This window comes from Ruegeria sp. CK1, from assembly GCF_056536545.1.
In genome coordinates this window covers 121588-141980 of sequence record NZ_JBQFPX010000002.1, presented here as the reverse complement: position 1 = coordinate 141980, position 20393 = coordinate 121588, and the positions used below count along the sequence as shown (strand labels likewise).

The 20393-nt window shown below is 55.6% G+C and carries 18 protein-coding genes; 5 read left to right on the top strand and 13 right to left on the bottom strand.

Annotated features, from left to right (window positions below; all coding sequences use genetic code 11):
- Positions 1-39 precede the first annotated feature (39 nt).
- Together ACR0L3_RS07240 and hemB are read right to left on the bottom strand one after the other, a co-directional pair.
- Complete coding sequence (locus ACR0L3_RS07240) at positions 40-615, bottom strand: lipid-binding SYLF domain-containing protein (protein WP_480744880.1); 576 nt, start codon at positions 613-615, stop codon at positions 40-42.
- Positions 616-755: 140 nt separating this feature from the next.
- Positions 756-1754 (bottom strand): porphobilinogen synthase, encoded by a 999-nt coding sequence (gene hemB, locus ACR0L3_RS07235; RefSeq protein ID WP_480744878.1) that lies wholly within the window; start codon positions 1752-1754, stop codon positions 756-758.
- 119 nt (positions 1755-1873) lie between these two features.
- On the opposite strand from hemB, the gene ACR0L3_RS07230 reads away from it, so the two are divergent.
- Both ACR0L3_RS07230 and mfd read left to right on the top strand, forming a co-directional pair.
- The gene (locus ACR0L3_RS07230; RefSeq protein ID WP_480744877.1) at positions 1874-2398 is read left to right on the top strand and encodes a component of SufBCD complex; all 525 of its coding nucleotides are present in this window, start codon (positions 1874-1876) and stop codon (positions 2396-2398) included.
- Between the two features lie 23 nt (positions 2399-2421).
- A complete protein-coding gene (gene mfd, locus ACR0L3_RS07225) occupies positions 2422-5877 on the top strand; it encodes a transcription-repair coupling factor (RefSeq protein WP_480744875.1) in 3456 nt (1151 codons plus the stop codon).
- On the opposite strand, the gene ACR0L3_RS07220 is transcribed toward mfd, so the two are convergent.
- From ACR0L3_RS07220 to ACR0L3_RS07200, 5 genes are all read right to left on the bottom strand, one after another.
- Positions 5874-6548 carry an SH3 domain-containing protein gene (locus ACR0L3_RS07220; protein ID WP_480744874.1) on the bottom strand — a complete coding sequence of 225 codons (675 nt, stop codon included), beginning with the start codon at positions 6546-6548 and terminating at the stop codon, positions 5874-5876. The two genes, mfd and ACR0L3_RS07220, sit on opposite strands and share 4 nt — an antisense overlap.
- Positions 6545-8209 (bottom strand): tetratricopeptide repeat protein, encoded by a 1665-nt coding sequence (locus ACR0L3_RS07215; RefSeq protein WP_480744873.1) that lies wholly within the window; start codon positions 8207-8209, stop codon positions 6545-6547. Before ACR0L3_RS07215 ends, ACR0L3_RS07220 begins: the two co-directional genes overlap by 4 nt.
- Before the next feature lie 56 nt (positions 8210-8265).
- Positions 8266-9474 carry a multidrug effflux MFS transporter gene (locus ACR0L3_RS07210; RefSeq protein WP_480744872.1) on the bottom strand — a complete coding sequence of 403 codons (1209 nt, stop codon included), beginning with the start codon at positions 9472-9474 and terminating at the stop codon, positions 8266-8268.
- A gap of 76 nt (positions 9475-9550) precedes the next feature.
- Positions 9551-10210 (bottom strand): DsbA family oxidoreductase, encoded by a 660-nt coding sequence (locus ACR0L3_RS07205; protein ID WP_480744871.1) that lies wholly within the window; start codon positions 10208-10210, stop codon positions 9551-9553.
- Positions 10207-11724 carry a class I adenylate-forming enzyme family protein gene (locus ACR0L3_RS07200; protein ID WP_480744870.1) on the bottom strand — a complete coding sequence of 506 codons (1518 nt, stop codon included), beginning with the start codon at positions 11722-11724 and terminating at the stop codon, positions 10207-10209. The genes ACR0L3_RS07205 and ACR0L3_RS07200 overlap by 4 nt, the downstream gene beginning before the upstream one ends.
- A gap of 65 nt (positions 11725-11789) precedes the next feature.
- On the opposite strand from ACR0L3_RS07200, the gene ACR0L3_RS07195 reads away from it, so the two are divergent.
- Positions 11790-12413 carry a helix-turn-helix domain-containing protein gene (locus ACR0L3_RS07195; RefSeq protein ID WP_480744869.1) on the top strand — a complete coding sequence of 208 codons (624 nt, stop codon included), beginning with the start codon at positions 11790-11792 and terminating at the stop codon, positions 12411-12413.
- Here ACR0L3_RS07195 and ACR0L3_RS07190 read toward each other — a convergent pair.
- Positions 12402-12638 carry a hypothetical protein gene (locus ACR0L3_RS07190; RefSeq protein ID WP_480744867.1) on the bottom strand — a complete coding sequence of 79 codons (237 nt, stop codon included), beginning with the start codon at positions 12636-12638 and terminating at the stop codon, positions 12402-12404. The genes ACR0L3_RS07195 and ACR0L3_RS07190 overlap by 12 nt on opposite strands.
- A gap of 533 nt (positions 12639-13171) precedes the next feature.
- A complete protein-coding gene (locus ACR0L3_RS07185; RefSeq protein ID WP_480744865.1) occupies positions 13172-14986 on the bottom strand; it encodes an extracellular solute-binding protein in 1815 nt (604 codons plus the stop codon).
- Between the two features lie 292 nt (positions 14987-15278).
- Between ACR0L3_RS07185 and ACR0L3_RS07180 the strand changes: the two genes are divergently transcribed.
- Entirely contained in the window at positions 15279-16052 is a 774-nt protein-coding gene (locus ACR0L3_RS07180) for a 3-hydroxybutyrate dehydrogenase (RefSeq protein WP_480744864.1), read from the top strand.
- A gap of 15 nt (positions 16053-16067) precedes the next feature.
- Positions 16068-17093 carry a patatin-like phospholipase family protein gene (locus ACR0L3_RS07175; protein ID WP_480744862.1) on the top strand — a complete coding sequence of 342 codons (1026 nt, stop codon included), beginning with the start codon at positions 16068-16070 and terminating at the stop codon, positions 17091-17093.
- Here ACR0L3_RS07175 and ACR0L3_RS07170 read toward each other — a convergent pair whose 3' ends face one another.
- From ACR0L3_RS07170 to ACR0L3_RS07155, 4 genes are read right to left on the bottom strand one after another with little or no spacing between them, the layout of a single operon-like run.
- Positions 17094-17771, bottom strand: coding sequence for a DUF502 domain-containing protein (locus tag ACR0L3_RS07170; RefSeq protein WP_480744860.1), 678 nt, complete (start codon positions 17769-17771; stop codon positions 17094-17096). It lies immediately after the preceding gene.
- 58 nt (positions 17772-17829) lie between these two features.
- Complete coding sequence (locus ACR0L3_RS07165) at positions 17830-18747, bottom strand: pseudouridine-5'-phosphate glycosidase (RefSeq protein ID WP_480744859.1); 918 nt, start codon at positions 18745-18747, stop codon at positions 17830-17832.
- The gene (locus tag ACR0L3_RS07160; protein ID WP_480744858.1) at positions 18744-19637 is read right to left on the bottom strand and encodes a PfkB family carbohydrate kinase; all 894 of its coding nucleotides are present in this window, start codon (positions 19635-19637) and stop codon (positions 18744-18746) included. Before ACR0L3_RS07160 ends, ACR0L3_RS07165 begins: the two co-directional genes overlap by 4 nt.
- A 45-nt stretch (positions 19638-19682) precedes the next feature.
- Positions 19683-20300 (bottom strand): thiamine phosphate synthase, encoded by a 618-nt coding sequence (locus ACR0L3_RS07155; protein ID WP_480744856.1) that lies wholly within the window; start codon positions 20298-20300, stop codon positions 19683-19685.
- Between the last annotated feature and the right edge of the window lie 93 nt (positions 20301-20393).

Sequence of the window (20393 nt, the reverse complement as noted above, 5' to 3'; positions counted from 1 at the left end):
GTGGCGGGGTTCAATTGAGGGGGACGTGGTAGTCCAAAGTTAAGGAATAATCCGTGTATATTTTGTGCCTTCAACAGTAGCGCCGAATTTTAGACCGGCTTGTCCAAATACCACGGCCAGCACAGGCGATCGCAGCGTTGTTGTGTCAGTGGACAAAGAATTTCCAGTCGCATCAACCACGTAGCCAATATCAGCACCAGCGGTCCAGCCGCTGGAACGGCGGAAGTCGTTCAGCGCATCTTCGGTCATGAAGAACAGCACATGCGCATATTGCTGGGCGCCGATTTGCAGGCCAGCGGTACCCGAAATCGCGGAATAGTAGTCAACCGTTGCGCCCTGAATGCGCAACGCGCCTTGGCCATAGGCGCCGCCAAAGAAGATTAACCCTGCGTCGGTAATCAAGGGCATAACCAACATGCCGTTGGCTTTGTTCGCGATCTCAACCGTGTTGGGATACTTCGTGTACATCTCGTTTAGCGTGGCATCGACGCGGGCGTCGATCTTGGCAGCGTTGGAACTGCCGACGCCATTGCCGCATGCTGCGGTGACCGTCAATCCGGCCATGCCAAAGGCAAAGCCGCGACGGCTTAGTCGGGGTGCATTGGAACTGCTCATATTTTTTCTCTGTATTACTGCCTGAATTGTCGGGTGCTCCCGATCTTATGTGCAAGAATACGCCGATTGCTTGCGCGTGTCACGGGAAAGCTGAGCGACCACGCGTTTCTATCGGCGAAAAATCGCGTAAATTTCAGGTTTTAGCCCTGTAGCAGGCGAGCAACTTCTGGGGCGAAGTAGGTCAGGATGCCATCACAGCCCGCGCGCTTGAAGGCCAGCAGGCTTTCCAGCATCACCTTTTCACCGTCAACCCAACCATTTTGCGCTGCTGCCTGGATCATCGCGTATTCGCCTGACACTTGGTATGCATAGGTAGGCGCGCCGAAGGCGTCTTTCACGCGCCGGCAGATATCCAAATAGGGCATGCCGGGCTTGATCATCACCATGTCCGCGCCCTCGGTCAGATCGCGTTCGATCAGACGCAGAGCCTCGTTCGAGTTGGCCGGATCCATCTGGTAAGTTTTCTTGTCTCCGGTCAACGCACCGGATGCGCCGACGGCATCGCGAAACGGCCCGTAAAAAGCACTCGCATATTTTGCAGCGTAGCTAAGGATCATCACGTTTTGATGCCCCGCCTTTTCCAGCGCCCGACGCATTTCGCCGATCCGGCCATCCATCATATCTGAGGGTCCGATTATGTCAGCTCCGGCCTCGGCTTGGGCCAGGGTCATCTTAACCAACGCCTCGACGGTCTGATCGTTCACAATCTCGCCGTCGACAACATAGCCATCGTGACCATTGATATTGTAGGGGTCCAGCGCTACGTCTGTCATAACAGCGATGTTTGGGGCCGCTGCTTTGATCGCGCGAATGGCGCGGTTCGATAAATTGTCTGGATTCCAAGCTTCCGCGCAATCCTCAGTTTTCAGGCTGGGATCGGTGTAGGGAAAGATGCAAATTGCTGGGATGCCCAATTCCTGCGCCTCAATCGCGGCCTTTGCGGTCAGGTCGACTGATCGGCGCACTACGCCTGGCATAGAAGGCACGGGTTCCTCGATACCTTCGCCATCGCGCACAAAAACCGGCCAGATCAGGTCATCTGTGGTCAGTGTGTTTTCCCGAACAAGTCCTCGAACGGCTCGCGATTGCCGGGCCCTGCGAAAACGGGTCAGGGGATAGGGGGCGATGGTAGGTTTCATCTCGCACTCTCCTTGAATATTCCCGCATTGGGTGGCATGAATTCCACAAGGTCTCAAGGGTAACGATAAACGCGCTGCGCAAACAAAGCCCCTAAGGACAGTGAACAAGGGGCTGACGCTTGGACTTATACTCTACGCTATTCGAAATCATCGACATGCGCAGCTTTTCCAATTTGTGGTATTGGATTGGTTTGGCCGTGTTGTGGTCATCGGCCAGCCACTGGGCGATGGGTGTGCCTTTTGACCTTTTGGTGCGCGCGCGTCGTGTGGGCGGGCAGGCAGAGCGCGATCTGTTGGATATCGTTCGGATAAACAGTAACCGCATACTCTATATCGTCGACGTTTCTGGGCAGATCATTCTGGGTTTGGCGTGTTTTTTCTTCGCTGGTCTGGCGATGCTTGGTTTTTACTATGGTCTCGAATTTGCGCAGGCCGTTTTCCTGCTGCTGTTTCCATTGTGTCCAGTGATGCTGATAAACATATCATCTGCCCGTAAGCTAAAGCGCAGCGATGGAACAATTGAAGTCGTCGGTAAGACGCTGACGCGATGCAGGATTTATACTCAGATCATCGGAATGATCTCGATCCTGATCACATCGCTTTGGGGCATGTATCAGAACTTCTCTATCGGAGTTCTTGGGTAGGAAATTCGGAAAGGTACGAAAAGATGACGGCTCCGAACCACGTATCAGTTGGCGGCGCCCCCGAAGGGTTTGACGCGCAGCTTGTCTTGAACGAGATCGCTCGGTCCGGCGGGCCGGTCTGCCATGTCGCGCGCGATGACAAGCGGATGGAAGCGATGCGTGCGGCGCTTGCCTTTTTTGCGCCTGATATGCCGGTCTTTGTCTTTCCAGGGTGGGATTGCCTGCCCTATGACCGAGTCTCGCCCAATGCCGATATTGCAGCGGCACGAGTGGCAACGTTGGCTGCACTTGTGCATCAGATGCCCGACCGGTTCGTCCTGCTGACCACGCTGAATGCTGCGACCCAACGGGTGCCCGCACGGGATGTGCTGCGCGAAGCCGCTTTCACGGCGCGCGTGGATCATCGTGTTGACGAAACGGCGCTGAGGAATTTTTTGGTGCGCATGGGCTTCACGCAAAGCCCCACGGTGATGGAGCCCGGAGATTACGCCATTCGGGGTGGCATTATAGACATCTTTCCGCCCGGCGAATCCGACCCGGTCCGATTGGATTTGTTCGGCGATGTGCTTGATGGTGCTCGTCGTTTTGATCCAGTGTCGCAACGCACCACTGAAAAGTTGGACGTCGTGGAACTTGCTCCAGTATCCGAGGTCATTCTGGATGATGCAGCCATAACGCGGTTTCGTCAGAACTACCGCATAGAATTTGGTGCAGCGGGCACAGATGACCCGCTTTATGAAGCAGTGAGTGCAGGTCGCAAGCATCAGGGTATCGAACACTGGCTGCCGTTTTTCCACGAAAAGCTGGAAACTTTGTTCGATTATTTGCCGGGGGCGACGATCTCTTTGGACGATCAGGTGACGCCTGCGCGGCTTGCCCGGTGGGAGTCGATTGAAGACCAGTATGAAACTCGTCGATTGGCCTTGGAAAATCGGTCTCGAATGGACACGGTTTATAAGCCGACACCACCCGGTTTGTTGTACCTGGACGATGCCGCTTGGGAGCAAGCGGTAGGTGCCCGAAGGGTCATGCAGTTTACCCCTTTGCCGCAGGCCAGCGGCCCCGGAGTGATCGACGCAGGCGGTCGCATTGGGCGCAACTTTGCCCCAGAACGCCAGCAAGAAAGTGTCAGCCTGTTTGGCGCGCTGGCGGCTCATATCACCGACAAGCTGAACAAAGGACCTGTTCTAATCGCATCTTACTCTGAAGGCGCGCGTGAGCGTCTGACCGGGTTGATTGAGGATGAAGGTCTGGCTGAGGCGGTTCCTGTCGCCAACGGCACCCGCATTGGGAAGCGCGGTTTGCATCTGGCCGTGTGGGCGCTGGAAAATGGGTTCGAAACGCCCGAATTGACGGTCATTGCCGAACAGGACGTGCTGGGCGACCGCCTGATCCGGCAACCCAAGAAGCGTCGCAAAGCCGAGAATTTCCTGACAGAAACTCAATCTCTTACTCCGGGCGATCTGGTCGTCCACGTAGATCACGGCATTGGCCGCTATCTGGGAATGGAAGTGGTGACAGCCGCCGGTGCGGCCCATGAATGTTTGCTGTTGGAATACGCTGAAAAGGCCAAGCTGTATCTACCTGTCGAAAATATCGAACTGCTGTCGAAATACGGTCATGACGAAGGTTTGTTGGACCGTCTGGGCGGGGGTGCTTGGCAGGCGAAGAAGGCCAAGCTGAAAGAGCGCATCCGCGAGATGGCGGACAAACTGATCCGCATCGCAGCCGAACGAGCTTTGCGCAAGGCCCCGGTCATGGAACCGCCGCCGCACGCGTGGGAGGAATTCTGCGCCCGGTTCCCGTATCAAGAAACCGACGATCAATTGCGTGCCATTTCCGAGGTTATGGAGGACATGCACTCTGGTGCGCCGATGGACCGGTTGATCTGCGGTGATGTTGGTTTTGGAAAGACCGAGGTTGCAATGCGCGCGGCGTTTGTTGCGGCCATGTCGGGGGTGCAGGTTGCAGTTGTTGCGCCAACAACCTTGCTGGCGCGCCAACACGCGGCATCGTTCAAGGAACGCTTTCGGGGTTTCCCTTTGGAGGTGCGGCAGCTTTCGCGATTTGTTTCCGGGAAAGAAGCACAGCAGACCCGCGACGGTCTGGCGCGCGGGACAGTGGATATCGTGATCGGCACCCATGCGCTTTTGGCTAAGGGAATTCGGTTTAACAATCTGGGCCTGCTCATCATTGACGAGGAGCAGCACTTTGGCGTTAGGCACAAAGAACGTTTGAAACAACTGCGTTCAGACATTCACGTTCTTACCCTGACCGCAACACCGATCCCTCGGACGCTGCAACTGTCACTGACCGGAGTGCGCGACCTGTCGATCATTGGTACACCGCCCATCGACCGTTTGGCCATACGTACCTATGTCAGTGAATTTGATGCAGTTACCGTCCGCGAGGCGCTGCTACGCGAACATTACCGCGGTGGGCAAAGCTTCTATGTGGTTCCGCGTATCTCGGACCTGCCTGAGATTGAAGAGTTCCTGAAACAGCAGCTGCCTGAACTGACCTATATGGTCGCACATGGGCAAATGGCTGCAGGTGAACTCGATGACCGGATGAATGCCTTTTACGACGGCAAGTATGACGTATTACTGGCGACCACGATTGTAGAAAGCGGGCTGGATATTCCCACGGCGAACACGATGGTTGTGCATCGGGCGGATATGTTCGGCCTCGCGCAATTGTATCAAATTCGCGGGCGGGTAGGGCGTTCAAAAACCCGCGCCTACGCCTATTTGACCACGAAACCACGTCAGAAACTTACAGCGACGGCCGAGAAACGCCTACGTGTGTTGGGCTCGCTGGATACGTTGGGTGCCGGGTTCACGCTGGCCTCTCAAGACCTGGATATTCGCGGTGCTGGTAACTTGTTGGGTGAAGAACAGTCTGGCCAGATGCGCGACGTGGGATACGAACTCTATCAGTCGATGCTGGAAGAGGCGATAGCCAAGATTAAAGCCGGTGAGATGGAAGGGCTGTCTGATGCTGACGACCAATGGGCGCCCCAGATCAATTTGGGTGTCCCGGTTCTGATCCCCGAAGATTATGTGCCCGATTTGGATGTGCGACTTGGATTGTATCGTCGTTTGTCCTCACTCTCGACGAAAGTTGAACTCGAGGGTTTTGCCGCCGAATTGATTGACCGTTTCGGAAAACTGCCGAAAGAGGTGAATACCCTGATGCTGGTCGTGCGCATTAAGGCGATGTGCAAGCGGGCAGGGATTGCCAAGCTTGACGGAGGGCCAAAAGGCGCAACTATTCAATTCCACAATGACAAATTCGCTTCGCCCCAAGGGCTGGTTGAATTCATCCAAAATCAGCGCGGAATGGCTAAGGTCAAAGACAACAAGATCGTTGTGCGACGCGACTGGAAGAAGGACAGCGACAAAATCAAAGGCGCCTTCGCGATTGCTCGTGATCTTGCAGAAAAGGTTGTGGCCGAAAAGAAAAAGGCCAAGGCCTAGTCTCCGCTGACAAAGGTACAGAGCTGCCAATCGCCCGCGTCCGATTTTACTAGCGCGGCGCGGTTGCCTGTCATTGGCCAGAGGAAGTCTCGGTGCATATAGCCCTGCATTCCATCGGTCAGCAGCACACGCTGATACTCAGCCGTGTCCTGATACATGCGGATGATCACGACTTCGTGGCTGATCAACCCCAGGATCGGTGCGCCATGAAACGGTAGCTGGCGTAGTGTTACGTCCTGACCCGTCACAAAGTAAGCCAGGCTTGGGTCAAGTGAAGCAGGCAGAGTAATCTGCCACTGATGCGGCATCCAGAACTCGCCTTCTTGGTCGAAATAGCCGGGCTGGGATAACGTGTTCTCAAGATCAGCCCAGTATTGGGCCCGCATTGCATCCGCATCTTCACGATATTCTTCTGACAGCGTTTCGGGATCGAGGATCAGCTTCTCTTTTAACTCTTCTGGGCCTCCATCTCCGTCGTGGCTCAGGTAAATGTCCGGGCATGCTGATGCGATTACGGCTTCGACGTCTCGTGCGATCACTTGGTCCAGCAAAGCATCGCGAAAGGCTGCCAGCGAGGGGTCGCGATCAGCCTGATCAATGGGTGGAAATGACTGACGGTCGGCAAAAGCGGGACCACAGATCAATGCGGCCAGTAAAAGAACGTATTTCATTCGGCGACCTTCATCGCGGCTTGAGCGCAAAAACAAGACGCGCCGACAACACGGTCAGCGCGGGCCAGCGCAAGATCAAGGCGCAGTTTTATTTGTGTTATTTCAGTGCTTTCTCCGCGCATCTTCAAGCAATCGTGCAAGCCTTTCAAGCTCCAAACGTTATCCGGATGGATTGAGGCGCGGCTGAGTGTGCCGCCCAGGCCAAGGTCTTCGCGATAAACGGCCTCGGCCTCGGCAATATGGCCTTGTTCGAACAGCAACGCCCCTAACGCGTGGCGGGTGGGCTGCATCCATCCCCATGGTTCGTCGTAGGGTAGCGTATCGTCCAACTCGACCGAACGGCGAAGATGCGCGTAGGCTATGTCATAGTTGCCTTTGCGGTATTCGATTTCACCGCGTAGCATTTCACGTGCAATTTCAAGCAGATCGACGACGCGGTTATTGTGCAACAAGCGGGTTTCAGGAACGCAGGCTTTTGCTGAGAGGAACAATTGTTCTTCGGCTTCAGCCTTGGCCACTTCTGCGGTGGCAGCATAAGCGATAGCCCGAGCGTAGTGGATGGTCGCTGTCAGCGTGCGAAATAGGTCGGGATCTTTAGGAAGTTCTAACGCTTTGGCCTCTTCCCACTGTCCAAAGCGGATCAGGATATGCGGCCCCATCGACATGTAGCTTTCGAAGTAATCCGCCATAGGCGGGCTTTCGATACGTAGCATCTCTTCTGGTGTGGTGTCCCACAGGCCCTGATTTGCACGCAGGGCCGGTTCCATCTGGCCAAGGAACAGTGCACCGTAGATTGCAAAGTGATAGTTGTGCTGACGATATCCCGTGTAGATGTTGAATGCGCCTTCACGCTCGTAATACTTCAGATCAGCTTCGATAGCCTTTTCGTTCCAGTGGACAACGTTCTGATAGTGACCGCACAGAACGTCGATGTGGGTTGGCATATGAACAAGATGACCCGCGTCAGGCACCAGCGTACGTAGAACATCCCCGGCCTTGAGAGCCTTTTCCGGTGTTGGGGACATCTCCATCAGATGAACATAGAGGTGCAATAAGCCCGGATGGGACATGGCCGCAGGGTCGTTAGACATCGCGTCCTCTAACACCTGTTGCGCTTCTAGCGTGGCGGCCCCCTCGGCGGGTTGTCCGGTCTTGAGGTCCCACATTTTCCAGGGCGTAAGGTTTAGCAGCGCCTCGACATAAATTGTGCGCAGGTCCAGCTGATCAGAGTGCTGAGTAAATGCAGCGCGCATTGCGTCGGCGAAATTTTGATCCCATCCGTTCATGTTTGGGATCGGATCACGCTGCGGGTATCGCGCTGGCAGGGCGCGGATCAGCGCCTGTTCGACTGGTTTGCAGTTCTCTGCCAAGGCTAATGCCTGTTGCGTCGCATCATAGGCTTGTGCCAACGCTTTTTGCTGGCCACGATCATCCCGCAAATCCCACGGTAGGTTGTAATTTGGACCAGCGGCATAGGCGATGCCCCAATAAGCCATAGCGCATTCAGGGTCATACTCGGCGGCACGCTGGAAACAAACCACAGCCTCGTCGTGGTTATATCCATAGGTCCAAACCAACCCTCGGTCGAACCAAAGCTGCGCCTCGGGCACTGACGTGCTGACCGGACAAGAATGCGTGCCCAGATCGTAATAACCGCTCATTGATATCTCCCCTCGGATCAAGTCGAGGTTAGCGGGATTCGGGCAGGCTGCACAGATCAGGCTGGCAGTCTGTTTTCAATCCGGCCCATATGGAGCATCAACCCAAAACCGATCACACTCATGACCAAGATGCCGGTGGTCAAGGGTATTATTGTTCCGTCGAATAGCAATCCTATTGGCGCGGCTATTGCTGCGGCCAGAACGGTTGAAAACGCCCCGATTACCGATGCTGCCATACCTGCGACGTGGCCCATCGGTTCCATAGCGATGGCGTTCAGATTGCCCATGGTCATGCCCGCCATGAAGAAGATCGAGGTCTGCCAAAAAACGAAAACTGCAAAGGAAAGATTGGCAGACAGAGGTATCAAGTTCAGCGCAAATACAAGCGCGGTGATAACGATCTGTGCACCCAAGGCCCATGTCACCAAGCGTCTCATCCCAACGCGAATGACGAGAGCTGCGTTCAACAGGCTAGCTGACCCTGCAACTAGTGCCACAAATCCGAACCAGAACGGGAAGCTGTCAGCGCTGTTGTGGATTACATCATAGACTGGCTGCACCATGGTCAAAGTGGTGAACAGCATGCCCAGACAAAGGGTCTGTACGAAGATGGATACGCGTACAGTTGGATGGCTAAACATCTCTCGTGCGGCTGAAACCATGAGAGGTAAGCGCAGCGGTCTTCTGTTCTGGGGCTGCAGCGGTTCAGGCAAGCGCAAGCCCATCCAGATCATAGTAATCACTGAGAAAAGTATGAATGAGACGAAGATGCCGCGCCAACCCGCGATTGCGATCATACCAGCGCCCAGCATCGGTGCCACGGCCGGTACCAGCGTGAAGATCATCATGGCGATGGATACAATCCGCGCCATCTCTCGGCCAGAATACAGATCGCGTATGATGGCCATGGCAACCACACGCGGTGCAGCACACCCAATGCCCTGTACAACCCGTGCGATCAACAACAGCTCAAGTGACGAACTGGCCCAAGCCACCGCCGCAGCGCCGATGTAAAGTGCCGAGCCAAAGTAGATGACCGGCTTGCGCCCGAACGCATCCGAGATGGGGCCAACAAAAAAAGTTCCAATGCCCATTCCAAGCACGAAAGACGTCAGGATAAGCTGTGCTTTGTTTACGTCACTTGGGCTAAGCTGCGCGCCGATCTCGGGCAGAGCGGGCAACATCGAGTCGATCGAAAATGCGATCGTCGCGAACATCATTGCGATGAGCGCGATAAACTCCTTCTGTGACATACGATTTGCCATTGTGCGACTCCTGACGTGATCGCGCTATCACGACATGCCAAACGACGCTAGGGATCAAATTGCACAATGCTTTGTGCTAATTTGCAGAGGAAGCCTCAAGCTGAGACATAATTTCACCGATCACTTTTTCCCACATTTCAGGAGGTTGCGCGCCGGGAACTGCATGCTGGTTGGCTACAATGAATGTCGGAACCGAGTTTACGCCCATCTGACGTGAATGCGTATCGCGTGCGCTGATATCTTCACGGTCCGCGTCAGAGCTGAGCAGCTTCAGCACGACGGCGGCGTCCATACCGACACTGTCGGCAATGTCGGCCAGAACCTCGTGGTCACCAATATCCCGACCCTGCACGAAATAGGCGTCAAACAAAGCGTCAACTACGGCGTTCTGCTTGCCCTCGATCCCGGCCCAATGGATCAGGCGATGGGCGTCAAGAGTGTTAGGTGTCCGCTTGATTCCTTCGAAGTCGATGTTCAGCCCTGCATTTTCGGCGTGTTCCGCGATGGGCGAATACGCGCGAACGGCTCCTTCCTTGCCACCAAATTTGCGTTCCAGGTACTCGCGCCGGTCCATGCCTTCGTCGGGCATGTCTGGGTTCAGTTGGAACGGATGCCATTCGATAACAAAGGGATGATCGGGGATGGCTGCCAAAGCCTTATCCAAATGGGTCTTGCCAATATAGCACCACGGGCAGATCGGATCAGACATGATATCGAGTTTGACGTTCTGGGTCATGGTGTTATCGCCTTGAAATAGGCCGGCAACGCTCGGCGCAAAAGTTTACCGTTGCCGCCGGTCGGGAGCTCGGGCAGGTGAATGAACGCGCGGGGCTGTTTATATCGCGCAAGATTTGCCTCCACATAGGTGCGCAGGTCGGCATCGTCCAGCTTTTCCGGGCCAGTATAAAAGGCAGCTATCACGAACGTGTCCTGTTTAACTTCGACCGCAGCGGCACCGACCTGCGTGATCCCGGGGTATTTGGACAACGCGGCCTCGACTTCGACCGGTGAAACGCGATAGCCGCCCGCGTTCATCATGTCGTCGTCACGGCCTAAATAAGTGATTTGGCCATCAACAGCCATCGCCCCCTGATCACCAGTCAGGAACCAGTCACCTTGCATGCGCGCTTCTGCTTCATCAGGCGCATTCAGGTAAGTCAGCATCAGGCCGGGATCGGATCGGTGGATGGCGATGGTACCTTCCTGTCCTTGCGGAACCGGTCCGTCTGGCCCAAGGATTGCCACGCGCCGCCCTGGTTGGGGCTGACCCAGGGCTTCGCCACGCGCAGGGTGGATGGGGCTGGACGATATGAAGGTCGAGCATTCGGACATACCATAAGCCTCGTATAGCTCCGTTCCGGTCGCTTCGGCCCATTTCGTGTGCAAATGGCGGGATAATTTCTCCCCCGCGCACAGGCCGTGGCGGAGGTTTGGCAGATGCAGGGTTTGCGACGTCTTCAATATCTTGCGGAACACTCCGGGCGCTGCTGCAAAGATCGTTGCACTGTTGCGCTGTAACAGCTCTGGCAGCGCGTCCGGGTCGGTTCCTGCCTCTGGGATGAGGGCGGTGGAGCCGATAGTCCAAGGGTCCATTAACCCAGTGCCCAGCGTGTAGGTCCAATTGAAGGCCCCGGCGTGGCACAAACGGTCCGATTTCTTCAGCCCGTACCAGCCGTCGACCATCATCTTGCGCGCCCAGATGGCACGGTGGGCATGTGCCACGGCACGCGGTTTGCCGGACGTGCCGGATGTGTAGACGATATAGGCCAGCCGATCCGGATCGCCGAATTGGAACTCGGCTGGGGGTAAGTCGCGCATCTGGATTAGGCTGCCCAGTGTGATCTGCGCCGGATGCGCTGCACAGGCTACCGTCGGATCCTTTATAACGGCAGAGGGTTTCAATTCCGCGATTATGCGTTCGGTTTCGGGTTCTGTCAGTTGATACGACGTGGGCACCGGTACGATTCCGACGGCAATTGCGGCGAGATAAGCAATAGGGAAGTCTACGGTATTCCCCAGCCTCATCAATGCGATGTCACCTGACTTCAGGCCGGCGTTCAACAATCCAGTGGCAGTACCCAAGATCGCTGATTTGAGTGCGTTGTAAGACCAGTCTTCGGTCTCATCGCCGCGCAGGACCGACAATGCGATCTTGTCCGGATGGTCGTCGACGCATCGCAACACATGGGCTGCCAGATTGAACGGTGCGGGACACGTCGGCGGTGGCCCCTGATCGAAAACAGAAAGCATGACAACTGGCTACAGTGGCGCTTGGCGCGTTGCAAGCGGGGCAGGCTGGGCCTATAGAGTGGCGCATGAGCACCAATGAACAGCCATCTCTAATCCGCATCGCTCGGGACTCGGGCGATCACACCGAGCTTGAACCGCTGGACCTCGGCGCACGTGTGCGTCAATTGCGCAAGGCGCGGAACTGGACGCTGGAACAGGCGGCTACGCAAGCCGGATTGGCAAGATCGACCCTCAGCAAGATCGAAAACGGGCAAATGTCGCCCACGTATGATGCGCTGAAAAAGTTGGCGATCGGGTTGGAAATTTCAGTGCCGCAGCTTTTTACCCCGCCGCAGCGCGATCAGGTGATTGGCCGTATGGCTGTCACCAGGATGGGCGAAGGCGCAGCGCATCCAACAGTGACTTACGAACATGAGCTGTTAGCAGAGAACCTGACAAAAAAGCAGATGCTGCCTTACCGTGCTCGCGTGCGAGCCCGCTCAATGGAAGAGTTCGACGGCTGGGTGCGCCACGACGGCGAGGAATTCCTGTATGTGCTGACTGGCGTTGTGAAACTGTATACCGAGTTCTACGAACCCGTCGAAATGCGCCGCGGCGACAGCGCCTATTACGACGGTAGTATGGGGCACAATGTTATCTCTGTAAGTGACGAGGACGCGACGATACTTTGGGTCACTTCACTTACTTAAAGATCGGCTGAACTCGCGATTCAGACCTTCGGTAAATAAGAAATCCTCAAGCTCTTCGTGCGCTTCGTTCACGGTCAGATGGTGGCGTTCGGCCAGATACGCTTCAAAACCTTTTCGATCTTTACTCAGCCTTACTTTGTCCTGATCGAGCAGGTTCGGAAAACGCCGCTTTGCACGCGAGTACATAGCGTCCCAGTCTTGCGTCAGGTCAGTCCAGTTCAACATCAGTCAGGCTCCGTTTTTTTTGTTTCACGGGTGCCCAGCCCCTATTTCAGGGTACGGAGAGTGCAGGTAACCAAGCGCATGACAAAATGTCGCACCCTGACTTGGCTTACCTTAGGTAAAAAGGCCCGCCGCGCATTTAGCACGACGGGCCTACGGACCTGAGGTTGGAGTGAGTGGAGGCCGGTCCGCAAAACGAAAGTGTTTCGCGCCGAACAACCGCTATCTACTGATATTCTCAGAAATAATCCGTTTAATCGGCGCGTCTAAATGACAATAGGCTATATCGCCGGAGGGTATTCCGTAAAGCCCCTTGTGGGTATTTAATAACTTTTCGCTGGAATTAGGTGAGTTCGCAATTTGTGGCGAAGTTCAGAAAAGGTACCACTATATTTCGTAGAATTTGGCAATGTGCTGAAATCCGCCGAAAGGTGCCAACATCGGACAGAGCATAAAGTACTTTGTACAGGCAAACATGAGAACTCAGAGTACCTGCGATCCCAAACCCGTTAATGTAGCAAGTTGCCGTTAGCCGGTCACTCTTCGAACCACCAAAGCTGTGGCATGTATTCTGGCCCGTCGCCATAGATCGGCAGGGTATGCGGATGTTTCAGTTCCTTAGCGTGAGCAATGCGCCCGACATCGAAATTCCAGATCGGAATCACATACCGCCCAGCGGTAAGTACGCGATCCAACGCACGGGTTGCGGCCACAAAATCTTCGTGGCTTTCCGAAGCGAGCATCGTGTCGATAAGCCCGTCAACAGCGGGGGATGCGACGCCCATCAGATTGCGTGTTCCGGGCGTGCTTACGTTTTCGCTGCCCCAATACAGGCGTTGTTCGTTCCCAGGTGAAAGAGACAAAGCACGCCGAAAGAAGGTCAGATCAAAATCCAGCTCTGCGTTGCGACCAGTGAATTGGGCGCTGTCCACTTGTTCAACGTTGACCCGAATTCCAAGGCGTTCCAACGCTCGGCTGTAAATTTCCATCGCAGTCTGGCTTTCGCTGTCCCCTTGCTGAAGCAGAACGGTGATCGAGAAGTCTTCGCCGTTCTGATTGCGCAGAACGCCATCCTGAACGGTCCAGCCAGCCTCGGACAGAAGCTGGTTGGCTTTTCGAATGTTGGCTCGGTTGCGGGCTGAGCCGTCACCGACAGGCAGGTCATACCCTTCAAGAGCACCCGGCGGCAGGTCATTCTTATAGGCCTGTAACAGTTCGGCGACTTGGCCGGTTGCAGGGCCAGGCTGCATGCCGAGGTCGGAGCCGGAAAAGTACGAGGCGATTCTTGGCTGAGCACCGCCTGTGATCGTGTCGTTGATGTATTCGAAGTTGAAAGCCAACAGCAGCGCCTCGCGCACACGCCAATCGTCAAGAGGTGCATTGCGGGTATTCATGACGAAGCCGGTCATTCCCGACGGTTTGCCATGAGGGATTTCTGTTTTAACAACATCGCCACGCTGCACAGCCGGAAAGTTGTATTGAGTGTCCCATTTGTCAGCGTTGAATTCGCGTACTGCGGTTAGCTCACCGGCTTTGAACGCTTCGAACAGTACCGTGCCATCGCCGTAAAATTCGATCCGCATGTCATCAAGGTTCATGGTGCCGCGGCGGAAGGGAATGTCAGCCCCCCAATAGTCGGGGTTTCGTTTCAGGTTAACGTACCGCCCGGCTTCATAGTCTTCTACGACATACGGACCCGATCCGATGGGAACGTCATGCAGAGCAGCGTCAGCAAAATCTTTCCCCTCCCATTGGGCTTTTTGCAGGATAGGGCGTAGACCGGCAATCAATGCGAGTTCTCGATCAGGTTCATTGAATGTAACACGCACAGTGCGAGGGCCGGTTTGTTCTACACTGTCGATCTTGCCCCACAACCCGCGATACCGAAGGTGCCCTTCGGTACCCAGCGTTTCATAGGACCAGATAACATCGTCGACTGTCACAGGCGCGCCATCAGAAAATTGTGCGTTTTCCCGAAGGGTGAATTCGACCCAAGATCGATCCGGAGCAGTCTCAACTGATTCGGCTAACAACCCGTAAAGAGTGAAGGGTTCGTCCCAGGATCGGCCCATTAGGCTTTCATGTGTCCAAAACCGAAGTTGCCAGGGTACGGTCCCTTTTTGCACAAATGGGTTTAAGCTGTTAAAGCCGCCCGTGTTTCCAAAAACGACTTTTCCACCTTTGGGTGCATCTGGGTTTGCATACGGTAGAGACACAAAATCCGGTGGTAGCGCTGGGTCGCCGTACATAGCTATGCCATGAGCCGATTCTGCTTGGGCGGTTGTGACGGCAAAAACAGAGGCGATTCCCGCGATCGCACAACGGACGGGGTGTAGAAAATCGGGGCGCATTTTGGAAACAATCCTGCTCAGGCCTTATTTTGTTGGGATTCACCGTACCGATGATTTTTCTTATTTTCAAACTTTTAGCTTGGACGGATGCAAGGAATTGCTTATAAAGGGTGCACTGCTCGATAGGTTTCTTGCCTGTATGAAACCTGCCTCAATAACTTAACGCCCGCTTCGTGCGGGCGTTTTTTTTCGCGCATTTACTCCCTAATGACAAACCCCGAAGTTTCCCCGTTTTCTTTGCACGTGCAGCATGGCACTGTTCAGCCAAAGTGGTTTTTGAGGGAGAAGGGTCATGAGCCTGTCGGGTAAAACAGCGATCATCACTGGGTCGAATTCAGGTATCGGATTTGGAGTTGCGCGCGAACTGGCCAAAGCCGGAGCCGACGTGGTTTTGAATTCGTTCACGGAAAGGGACGAAGATCACGCGCTTGCTGCCGAGATTGCACAAGAGACCGGCACCAACGCGCGCTATATCAAAGCTGACATGTCCAATGGTGGCGAATGCCGTGCACTGATTGAGAAAGCAGGCGCTTGCGACATTCTGGTGAACAACGCGGGTATTCAGCACGTCGCGCCCATTGATCAGTTTCCGGTAGATAAATGGGATGCGATTATCGCGATAAACATGAACTCGGCATACCACACGATGGCGGCCGCGTTGCCGATGATGCGAAAGGCGGGTTGGGGGCGGATCGTCAATATCGCCTCGGCTCATGGTTTGACGGCTTCGCCGTTCAAGGCGGCATACATCGCAGCGAAACATGGCGTGGTCGGGATGACAAAAACCGTGGCGCTGGAAACCGCGCAGGAGCCGATTACCTGCAACGCCATTTGTCCGGGCTATGTGCTGACACCTCTGGTTGAAGCTCAGATCCCGAACACGATGAAAGAATACAACATGAGCCGCGAGGACGTGGTTAAAAACGTTCTGCTTGAGCGCCAACCGTCGAAGGAGTTCGCGACGGTCGAGCAATTGGGCGGCACCACGGTCTTCTTGTGCTCGGACGCTGCTGCGCAGATCACCGGAACAACAATCTCGGTCGATGGAGGCTGGACGGCTCTTTGATCTAGGAGGCCCGCAATGAAACGGATCAATCTGGCCTTGCAAGGTGGTGGCGCACACGGCGCCTTTACCTGGGGTGTTCTGGATCGTCTGCTGGATGAAGAAGACATCGAAGTTGCCGCGATTACAGGAACCTCGGCAGGGGCGCTAAACGGGGCTGCGTTCAAATCCGGGATGGTCCGCGATGGCCGAGACGGAGCTCGTGCAAATCTAGACGGGCTGTGGGAGCGAATGGGGGCGGTTGGTGACATGCGCCTTGCCAACTGGATGCAAGCGATCGAACCCGCTCAGATTGCTCATGCAATGGAATATTCGCTGCCGTTTTCTGTCGGCGACGCGTGGTCCCGATTGGTTTCGCCTTATGCCTATGGTCCGTTTTACCGCAACCCGTTGGAACCGGTCGTGGATCGGTTCAACTTCGCTGAAATCTGTGCCGACGAAGGCCCGCAACTGTTTGTGTGCGCGACCTGTGTCCGTAGCGGCAAGATTCGTGTGTTCACAGGCGCAGAGGTCTCGACCGACGCAATACTCGCCTCGGCTTGTCTTCCAAATCTGTTTCAGGCGGTTGAGATTTTCGATCCCAAGTCTGGCCGTACAGAAGCCTACTGGGACGGGGGCTACACCGGAAACCCAGCTCTATACCCTTTGTTCAACAATGACTTACCCGATGACTTGGTAATCGTGAATATTAACCCGCTGGAACGGGACGAGGTGCCCAAAACACCGCAGCAGATTCAGAACAGGATTAATGAGATTAGTTTTAACTCTTCTTTGTTCCGTGAACTTCGCGCGATTAGCTTCGTCCAGCGACTGCTGTCCGAGGGTAAGTTGAAAGCAGGAGAGATGAGCAGGGTTCTGGTTCACATGATCGCAGATGACGCGCTGATGAACGATCTTTCTGTGGCGACAAAAACGGTTCCTAATCCAGTAGTCCTCCACAAACTCAAGATTGCTGGCCGCGCAGCGGCAGATCGTTTCCTGTCAGATCACAAGGGTGATCTTGGCGCGTGTAGCACCGTGAACTTACCCGAGATGTTCGGCTGATCACTCAGGCGGTTGGGTCGGATCTTTACCGTTGGGATAAACCAGCCCGGCAGAGATGACTAACTTGGCCGCGTCTTCGATGGACATATCCAACAGGATCACGTCCTCGGCAGGAAAAAACAGTAAAAAGCCCGAAGTGGGGTTGGGTGTTGTCGGAATGAAAACGCTCAGCAGTTCACCAGAAGTTTCTGCACGTTCCGATACTTCGCCTTTCGCGGTCGTTGAGACAAAGCCGATGGCCCAAATGCCGCGACGGGGGTACTGCACCAGACAAGCTTTCTCGAAAGACCGTTCGGTTTGCGCGAACACAGTTTCCGAAATTTGCTTGATTCCGGAATAGATTGAACGGACGACAGGCATCCGATCCACAAGGCTTTCCGTGAAAGAGATAAATGACCGTCCCAGAATGCCTTTGGCGATCCAGCCTACAAGTACAGTGAACACCAGAAAGATGATGACACCCACACCGCGCAGGTTGATGCCAACGTATTGCTCGGGTTGGAACTGCTGCGGGATGAGCGGCAAGACTGCACTGTCGATCCAACCAACCACCGACCAGATCAGCCAGATCGTAAGCCAAACAGGCGCAATGACGACGATGCCCGTCAGGAACGACGCGCGCAGCCGGGAAAACAGGCCCGGACGGCGGTGGGGTTCTTCGTCAAACGGTGTATTCATTGCAGTCCTGAGTGATTTGCGAATTTAGGTAAGCAGTCTGGGGCTTTAGTGCAATAGGTTAGTCCATTGGTGCTTTTTTCAGGGCGATGGCGATACCAGAAGCAAGTCGGGCATTGTTGCGAACCAACGCGATGTTAGCAGTCAGCGAGCGCCCCTCGGTTTGTTCATAAATGCGCTGCAACAAATATGGCGTAACGCCTTTGCCGGTGATCCGGTGCGCATCCGCGTCGGCTTGGGCCGAAGCAATGATGGGGGCCAGTTCCTCGGCCGGAATCTGGTTGGCGTCGGGGATTGGGTTCGCAACAAGCTGGCCGCCGGGCAGACCAAGGGCGCGGCGTGTGGCGTGGGCCTTGGCGATGTCTTCGGCGCTGTCCATGCGAAGGGGCGAAGCGTAAGGCGATTTGGCTGACCAGAAAGCCGGAAACTCGTCCTGCCCGTAGGCAATGACGGGAACGCCCAGCGTCTCGAGTACTTCCAAGGTTTTGGCCAGATCAAGGATCGCTTTTGCACCCGCGGCCACTACAGTTACCGGAGTTTGCGCCAACTCGTGCAGGTCTGCAGAGATATCGAACGACGTTTCGGCGCCCTGATGCACGCCGCCGATGCCGCCTGTGGCGAAAACTTCTATTCCGGCGAAATGCGCGGCGATCATCGTTGCCGCGACCGTTGTTGCACCGGTACCGCCTGTCGCCATGCAAGCGGCCATATCGGCACGAGAGATTTTGGCAACGCCCTGCGCTTGTCCAAGCGCTTTCAGCTGATCAGCCTCAAGTCCGACATGCAATTTGCCTTTGATCACTGCCATGGTTGCCGGAACGGCCCCGGCATCCCGAATATCCTGTTCGACCTGCGCCGCCACCTCAATATTCTGAGGGTAGGGCATCCCATGCGTAATGATGGTGCTTTCCAGTGCGACGATGGGTTTGCTTGCGTCTTTTGCTGCGCGAACTTCGGCTGAATACTGAATGTCGATCACAGTGGGGTTTCTCCGGAAACGTAAGTTGCAGCGGCGTGCAAGGCGCGGCTTAGGGCCTCATCATTTGAAGCGCCTGCGGCTTCGGACGCGATATGCGCCGCCATGAAAGTGTCCCCTGCGCCTGTCACGCGAGTGACCAAAACGGAGGGGGGTGTTTGTGTTAGAATCTCGTCAGCGTTGCCTACGGTGGCTGAGTTGCCCCCGTCAGTAACCAACACACGGAGCGCGCCACGATCCAGTAAGCCTTTGGCAGCGCTCTCGGAATCGGTAAATTCGCGCTGACAAAGTATGCCCGCCTCTTCTAGGTTCACATAGAGCGTCGCACGGGCATGCTTCAGGAACGGCAGCAGGCGTTCGGCCTTGCCGGGAGAGGCTGGGGCCACGCGCAGATCCGCCCGTGCAAATGCTGGGCTTTGGGCAATTTCTTCCAGCAAGGTCAGCGTTAGGTTGCCATCCAGTGCGATGGGGCCTTGGAAGGGGGCGTTCTCAAAACCCAATGGGCCATGCATCAACGGGTTCAGGATTTTGCCCCCCGCAGCTTCAAGCGAATGCGCGTCGGCGATGGCGGCTATTAGACCGTTGGCACCCTCGACGGCCATGTACCGGTCAGTCGGCAAATCTTGCGAGCGATAGATGTGGTCGGTAACCATCCCCAATCGGGCGCAAGCGTTGACCAATTCGTCGCCTTCAGGGTCTTGGCCAATGGCGGTCAGCAGGGTCGGTGTCATGCCGAAGCGCACCAGCGTCATGGCAATATTCATGGCCACACCGCCGGGCAGGCGGGTGATCCGCCCCGGCACGTCCGAGCCCTGACGCATAGCGCTGGCCGAGCGCCCGATAACGTCCCACAGGACCGAGCCAATACAAAGAATTTCACTGTTCTGGGTCATGCCGAACTCATGCCGCAGCCCCGACGCTTGCGCAAGGGTCATCGATCACATCGCGTCGGTCAGGGTCTTGAGCGCCGCCAGAGGGTCTTCCTGTGACCAGATTTCTTCGCCGATACCGAAAAAATCGGTGGAAGGAGCAAGCTCATGGATCAAATCCGGGGTCAGGCCACCTTCTGCTACGACCGGAACCTCGATCATTTCGGACCACCACTGGAACAGGTCTTTTTCTGCCGTTGTGCCGTCACCCAGGGCCGAAGTGCCAACTGGGCCAAAGGCGACATAGTCAGCACCGGCTTCACCTGCTGTCATGCCGTCATGGCTGGAAGCGCCGCAGAAGCTGCCGACGATGGCGTCCGCGCCCAACTCCCTACGCGCTGACCGAACAGAACGCGCAGCGTCGTCCAGATGCACTCCGTCCAATCCCAGTCGTTGTGCCAGCAGAACATGGTTCGATATCACCAGTGCCACATCACGAGCATGTGCTACTTCCCGGCAAGCATCGGCTGCTCGGGCAATAGTGTCTTCGTCGTTGCCAGCCAATGCCATTCGGATGCACGCGATATCCGCACCGTCCAGCACGCGGCCCAGTTGGTCAGGGAAGGTGCTCAGAGAGAATGTGGGCGGGGTGATCAGGTAAATCTGCGGCTGCTCGGGGGTGTCCATTGGCGCGTCCTTCGCTTTCAGTCTTTGGCGCGGTTTAGCGGATTGCGCAGAGGAAGCAAACTTTTATGGCCGAATAAGGCGCAATTGACCTTC

What these genes read in the sequence shown, in the direction of transcription:
- ACR0L3_RS07220 (WP_480744874.1), bottom strand. Translation starts at nt 6,548, where the DNA reads ATGAAATACGTTCTTTTACTGGCCGCATTGATCTGTGGTCCCGCTTTT.
- mfd (WP_480744875.1), top strand. Translation starts at nt 2,422, where the DNA reads ATGACGGCTCCGAACCACGTATCAGTTGGCGGCGCCCCCGAAGGGTTT.
- ACR0L3_RS07195 (WP_480744869.1), top strand. Translation starts at nt 11,790, where the DNA reads ATGAGCACCAATGAACAGCCATCTCTAATCCGCATCGCTCGGGACTCG.
- ACR0L3_RS07185 (WP_480744865.1), bottom strand. Translation starts at nt 14,986, where the DNA reads ATGCGCCCCGATTTTCTACACCCCGTCCGTTGTGCGATCGCGGGAATC.
- ACR0L3_RS07170 (WP_480744860.1), bottom strand. Translation starts at nt 17,771, where the DNA reads ATGAATACACCGTTTGACGAAGAACCCCACCGCCGTCCGGGCCTGTTT.
- ACR0L3_RS07205 (WP_480744871.1), bottom strand. Translation starts at nt 10,210, where the DNA reads ATGACCCAGAACGTCAAACTCGATATCATGTCTGATCCGATCTGCCCG.
- ACR0L3_RS07190 (WP_480744867.1), bottom strand. Translation starts at nt 12,638, where the DNA reads ATGTTGAACTGGACTGACCTGACGCAAGACTGGGACGCTATGTACTCG.
- ACR0L3_RS07160 (WP_480744858.1), bottom strand. Translation starts at nt 19,637, where the DNA reads ATGACCCAGAACAGTGAAATTCTTTGTATTGGCTCGGTCCTGTGGGAC.
- ACR0L3_RS07200 (WP_480744870.1), bottom strand. Translation starts at nt 11,724, where the DNA reads ATGCTTTCTGTTTTCGATCAGGGGCCACCGCCGACGTGTCCCGCACCG.
- ACR0L3_RS07215 (WP_480744873.1), bottom strand. Translation starts at nt 8,209, where the DNA reads ATGAGCGGTTATTACGATCTGGGCACGCATTCTTGTCCGGTCAGCACG.
- ACR0L3_RS07180 (WP_480744864.1), top strand. Translation starts at nt 15,279, where the DNA reads ATGAGCCTGTCGGGTAAAACAGCGATCATCACTGGGTCGAATTCAGGT.
- ACR0L3_RS07175 (WP_480744862.1), top strand. Translation starts at nt 16,068, where the DNA reads ATGAAACGGATCAATCTGGCCTTGCAAGGTGGTGGCGCACACGGCGCC.
- ACR0L3_RS07240 (WP_480744880.1), bottom strand. Translation starts at nt 615, where the DNA reads ATGAGCAGTTCCAATGCACCCCGACTAAGCCGTCGCGGCTTTGCCTTT.
- ACR0L3_RS07210 (WP_480744872.1), bottom strand. Translation starts at nt 9,474, where the DNA reads ATGGCAAATCGTATGTCACAGAAGGAGTTTATCGCGCTCATCGCAATG.
- ACR0L3_RS07155 (WP_480744856.1), bottom strand. Translation starts at nt 20,300, where the DNA reads ATGGACACCCCCGAGCAGCCGCAGATTTACCTGATCACCCCGCCCACA.
- hemB (WP_480744878.1), bottom strand. Translation starts at nt 1,754, where the DNA reads ATGAAACCTACCATCGCCCCCTATCCCCTGACCCGTTTTCGCAGGGCC.